At 66.7% G+C, this 2,627-nt stretch carries 3 protein-coding genes; 2 read left to right on the forward strand and 1 reads right to left on the reverse strand.

Going from position 1 to position 2,627, the window contains the following annotated elements:
- On the forward strand, positions 1-1,085 hold a 1,085-nt coding region (locus tag ADBZ6I_RS17045; protein WP_526385947.1), incomplete at its 5' end, for an ATP-binding cassette domain-containing protein.
- Between the two features lie 141 nt (positions 1,086-1,226).
- The gene (locus ADBZ6I_RS17050) at positions 1,227-1,382 is read left to right on the forward strand and encodes a hypothetical protein (protein ID WP_526385949.1); all 156 of its coding nucleotides are present in this window, start codon (positions 1,227-1,229) and stop codon (positions 1,380-1,382) included.
- Here the strand turns inward: ADBZ6I_RS17050 and ADBZ6I_RS17055 are convergent.
- Positions 1,379-2,627 (reverse strand): hypothetical protein (locus ADBZ6I_RS17055; protein WP_526385951.1); only part of this gene is annotated, 1,249 nt, incomplete at its 5' end. The two genes, ADBZ6I_RS17050 and ADBZ6I_RS17055, sit on opposite strands and share 4 nt — an antisense overlap.

A 2,627-nucleotide genomic window follows, 5' to 3' on the forward strand; every position in this document is an offset into this window, starting at 1 on the left:
CGACCAATGATCTCGATCTCGATGGTCTTGAGCGGCTGGAACAGTTTATCAACGACCTTCGGGCCGGCGTAGTGCTGGTGAGCCATGACCGGGAGTTCCTCTCGCGCACGGTGACTCGCGTCCTCGAACTTGATCTGGCGCAGAACACCACCACCGTCTTCGGCGGCGGGTACGCGAGCTATCTGGAAGAGCGTGAGGTGGCTCGCCGGCACCGGCGCGAGCAGTACGAGGAGTTCGCCGGGAAGAAAGCCGACCTGGTGGCGCGGGCGCGAACGCAGCGGGAGTGGTCCAGCCACGGCGTCCGCAACGCGATCCGCAAGGCTCCCGACAACGACAAGATCCGGCGCCGCGCCGCCACCGAGTCCAGCGAGAAGCAGGCGCAGAAGGTCCGCCAGATGGAAAGCCGGATCGCCCGGCTCGAGGAGGTTGCCGAACCGCGCAAGGAGTGGACGCTCGAATTCAGCATCGGCGCGGCGCCCCGTTCCAGCTCGGTGGTCGCGACCCTGGACAACGCGGTCGTGCGCCAGGGCGGTTTCGTCCTCGGTCCGGTGTCTCTGCACGTCGAGTCCGGCGAGCGGATCGGCATCACCGGTCCCAACGGGGCGGGGAAGTCGACGCTGTTGCGACTCCTGCTGGGCCGGCGACAGCCCGACGAGGGTCGGGCGAGCGTGGGCGCCAGCATCGCCGTCGGCGAGATCGATCAGGCCCGATCCGAATTCTCCGGTCCCGGGCGGCTCATCGATCGCTTCGAGCAGCGGGTGCCGGCCTGGCCGACTGCCGATGTGCGAACGCTGCTGGCGAAGTTCGGGCTGCGCGCCGACCACGTCGAACGGGCGGTCGACGAGCTTTCCCCAGGTGAGCGGACCCGCGCCGGACTGGCGTTGCTGCAGGCCTGCGGGACGAATGTGCTGGTCCTCGATGAACCGACGAACCATCTCGATCTGCCTGCGATCGAGCAGATCGAGCAGGCCCTGCAGGCCTACGACGGCGCACTTCTGCTGGTCACCCATGACCGCCGGATGCTGCAGAACGTCCGGCTGGATCGTTCCTGGCACGTCGACAACGGTCGAGTGACCGAGTTGTGAGACGGCCGCCCGGTTAGTCACAGAAATCGGATCGGTATCTGAGAACCTGAGCGTTTAGTCGCCGGCCGGGTGCCGAAAGACCCTAAAGTCGGTTCCGATCGGCACTAGTTTCATTGTCACGAGCCCAGACACAGTGACTCTATGTCCGCTACACATGCCAGCCACAGATCCGCACTGGCGCCTCGGCATTCCCACGGCCGCCGCGACCCTATCTCCGCGTTGCAGAAGTGGTGGATGGACCGCAAGTACGGGACGCTGTACCGGCCGCCGAGCCACTGGAACTACATCGACATCTAGCACCGGCACCCACAGCCGCAGCGCCGGCAACACTGGCATCCGGCGGGGTCCGGGCCGCCGTGACCGCCCTCGGTCAGCGCCGCCCGGACGATCTCGGGCAGTTGCGACTTCTTCACCGACCGGCTCGGTGCGACGGCGGAGGTGATGGCCAGGGCTTCGGCCACCGTGCGCGAAGGGAACAACCGGACCAGATCGGCAGCAATCGCAGCATCCGAACGCAGCCGCGCGCTGGGTGATTTCGTCGCGCGTTCCAGCACGACGAGTGCCTGTTTCACCGCGCTGTCGGGAAGGGTTGCGTGCGGCTGGCCCAGCACCTCGCTGAGCAGGGGCAGTGCGACCAGCATCGCCTCACGCGCCTGCCTGTCAGTCAACGCGAGGTAGCCCAGAGCGGCCGAGTTCCGTTCCGCCAACGCCCACCAGGACGACAGCGACCGGTTACCGCGGACCCTGGTATCGCGAAACGACCTGAGTGCGTCCAGGTGCTTGGCGCCGAAGCCGCCGCCGTGGGGCTCGAAAATCTTCGCCATGGCGTTCGCCGGGCACTTCGCCGTGGCATTGGCATGCCCGAAGATCTCCCAGTCACCCTCGTTGTGCCAGCGCTGGGAGAAGTCGATGGACAGGTTCTTGGCCAGGTCGTCGTGCCCGAACGAGAAGAACTTCGAGCCGATCTGGTCGTCGGCGTTGAGCCAGGACCAGAAGTTCTGCCAGCCGCTCTGGGCGCCGATGATGGCGTTTTCGATGGCGTCGGAGATCCCGTCCTGCAGGGCGGCGACATCTTCGTCGGTCACCGTTTGGTGGGCGAACCCCAGCTGGGGGATCAAGGCGTTGAGCCGTTGGCGGATCTCGTTCGCCAGCGCCTGGTATCCGGCCAGGGCGCCCGCGTCGGAGACGTTGTCCTCCTCCATGAGCACCACGACGACACCGGCCACTCCGGCGACGTCGGGCACCAGGCCGGTCAGGTTCTCCGGCACCGGGATCGGCACCAGTTCGGTGTGCCACGTCCCCACGCTCTCGGGTACCGGGACGTTTTCCCCTTCGTCGACGTCGGTGTTGATCAGGTTCCCGTGTCCGCCGTCGGTCGCCACCACGGTTGCGGTGCCCTCCAGCGACAGCGACTCGTTGAGCCGCACCGAGCTGCCGTCGACCTTGAAGAACACCGCCCATAGATAGGGCTCGGCGCTACCGATGCCGTCCCCCTCGTCGTGGCAGTAGACCCGGTCCAGCCGGATCCAGGTGTCGAGGTGT

It is taken from the genome of Mycobacterium sp., from assembly GCF_044342925.1.
GTDB lineage: Bacteria > Actinomycetota > Actinomycetes > Mycobacteriales > Mycobacteriaceae > Mycobacterium.